The organism is Vibrio sp. 3-2(1), assembly GCF_963887575.1.
Taxonomy (GTDB): Bacteria; Pseudomonadota; Gammaproteobacteria; order Enterobacterales; family Vibrionaceae; genus Vibrio; species Vibrio anguillarum.
On record NZ_CAWPGB010000038.1, the window covers coordinates 1 to 2,379 of the forward strand.

Below are 2,379 nucleotides of genomic sequence, written 5' to 3' on the forward strand. Positions count from 1 at the left end.
CGTAAGCGCATCATAAACCCCACATTCTAATCAATATCGGTACGTCCTAAGATCAAATCTCCAACCTCAAGGAGATCTGAAATGGCAAAACGGCGCACCAACAAAGAATGGCAAACCCTGTTTGAAAAATACCAATCCAGCCATCTATCCCAGCGCGTCTTCTGTGAGCGTAACGAGCTAAGTCTGTCTACCTTTTATGCCAAACGCCAGCAGTTACAAACAACAGAGTCAGCCAATATCAGTGGCTTTGTTAAAGCAGAAGTCGTTGAAAAAACGACTCGCTACCAAGTAACTCAAACACCCGTCGCCAACATGACATTATTTATTAATGACGCTGAACTCAGCATTCCACAGGGTACACCTGCCTCGTATCTGGCAGAGTTAATCGGAGCACTGTCATGAAACGAATGTTGAGCGCCCCGAATGTTTACCTGTATCGAGAGTTCGTGGACTTTAGAAAGTCCATCAATGGATTAGCCGCGATTATCGAGTCCGAAACCGATTTGCCGCTCGGCACAGGCGCACTGTTCCTATTTACCAATAAACAACGCGATAAAATCAAAGTGTTGTACTGGGATAAAACGGGCTTTGCCCTGTGGTACAAACGGTTGGAAAAAGCCAAATTCAAATGGCCCAATCAAGAGAAAAAGCAGGTCTACACCCTGACTCAATTTGACTTAGATAGACTGTTATCTGGCTTCACGATAATCGGCCATAAACCGATAAAAATAGACAACTTTACAATGAGTTGAACTCGATAAAAGTGAGTTATACCAAGCCTTGACGTGGTATTTTTAGTATAATCAATGCCATGAAAAAGACGCCCGACATTAACCCAGAAAGCCAAGACATCGCCGAGCTTCAAGCGATGGTGAAAGCGTTGATGTCTGAGAAAAAAGAGTGGCAACAAGAGCGCCAATCCTTAATTGAGCAGTTTAAACTGGCCCTTGACCGTCAATTCGCCAAACGCTCGGAAGCGTTAAAGCCGTATAACGAAGCACAGGGTGACCTCTTTAATGAGGCGGAATGTGAAGTGGCGAAATCGGAAGATGAGGTTATCACCAGCACGACGACGACAATCAAACGTCGTGGTAAACGTCAACCGCTTCCTAAAGACTTGCCACGTGAAATTATCGAGCTTGACCTAGATGAGCACGACAAACAGTGCTCATGCTGCCAACACACTCTGCATAAAATCGGCGAAGACCGCAGTGAAAAGCTGGAGTTCACGCCCGCCGTCCTAAAAGTGTTGGAAGTTGTTCGCCCGAAATACGCCTGTCGTCAGTGTGAACAAAAAGCAGAGACGAGCCATATTCACCAGCAGCCTACACCGATAAGTATCATCCCCAAAAGCTTCGCCACTGAAAGCCTGCTTGCCAATATTATCTTAGGCAAATATCAGTATGCGCTTCCGCTGTATCGTCAGGAAAGCTTGTTCTCCCAGTCAGGTATCGAGTTATCGAGAACCACCATGGCAAGGTGGGTTATCCAAGTGAGTGAAAAGTTCAAACCGCTTTATCAAGCATTAAAAGTACACTTACTTGAACAAGGGGTGGTTCAGGCCGATGAAACGCCGCTCAATGTGCTCAAGGAAGAGAAGCAATGTTACATGTGGTTGTACTGCTCGGGAGCCGACTCCCCTGAAGCTAAACTCCCTGACATGAAAAATATCGTCTTGTTCGACTATCAAAACAGTCGCGCGAGAGCGTGTCCTGTGAACTTCTTGGGTGATTACTCAGGCTATCTGCAAAGTGATGGTTACGCGGCTTATGATGGATTAACCAACGTCACCAATGTCGGTTGCTTCGCTCATGCACGTCGTAAGTTCATGGAAGCGAAGAAGCTTCAGGGCAAGGGTAAAACAGGTAAAGCGGATGTGGCGTTAGCCAAAATCCAAAAGCTGTACGCACTGGAATCCCGATTAAAACTCGCTTCGGTCGAAGAGCGTTGGTCAGAAAGACAAGCGCAGGCTAAACCGATGTTGGATGACTTCTATGACTGGTTAACCACGCAGAAAGTCATCGAATCGAGTCCTCTTGGTAAAGCCATCAAGTACACCTTGGGTCAGTGGCCTAAGCTGATACGCTATGTTGAAGATGGGCATTTATCTATCGACAACAACCGAGCGGAACGCGCAATCAAATCGCTGGTCATTGGCAGAAAAAATTGGTTATTCTCGACGAATCCGCTTGGTGCTGATGCGAGTGCTTTGCTGTATAGCATCATCGAGACGGCGAAAGCGAACGGACTGATACTCTACGATTACATGGTCAAATGTATGAAAGAACTGGCAAAGCCAGAGCCTGATATTAACTCTCTTCTGCCTTGGAACGTCTCACACTGAAATTAAAACGCCCCGTGGGATTATGGGGCGCATAC

3 protein-coding genes are annotated in these 2,379 nt (G+C 46.4%); all 3 read left to right on the plus strand.

Features of this window, described 5'->3' with window-relative positions; genetic code table 11:
- Positions 1-81 precede the first annotated feature (81 nt).
- From tnpA to tnpC, 3 genes are read left to right on the plus strand one after another with little or no spacing between them, the layout of a single operon-like run.
- Positions 82-402 carry an IS66 family insertion sequence element accessory protein TnpA gene (tnpA, locus tag AACQ79_RS13045; RefSeq protein ID WP_170899888.1) on the plus strand — a complete coding sequence of 107 codons (321 nt, stop codon included), beginning with the start codon at positions 82-84 and terminating at the stop codon, positions 400-402.
- Positions 399-752 carry an IS66 family insertion sequence element accessory protein TnpB gene (gene tnpB, locus AACQ79_RS13050; RefSeq protein ID WP_170899889.1) on the plus strand — a complete coding sequence of 118 codons (354 nt, stop codon included), beginning with the start codon at positions 399-401 and terminating at the stop codon, positions 750-752. The genes tnpA and tnpB overlap by 4 nt, the downstream gene beginning before the upstream one ends.
- A 59-nt stretch (positions 753-811) precedes the next feature.
- A complete protein-coding gene (gene tnpC, locus AACQ79_RS13055) occupies positions 812-2,344 on the plus strand; it encodes an IS66 family transposase (protein ID WP_170899890.1) in 1,533 nt (510 codons plus the stop codon).
- Positions 2,345-2,379: the final 35 nt, after the last annotated feature.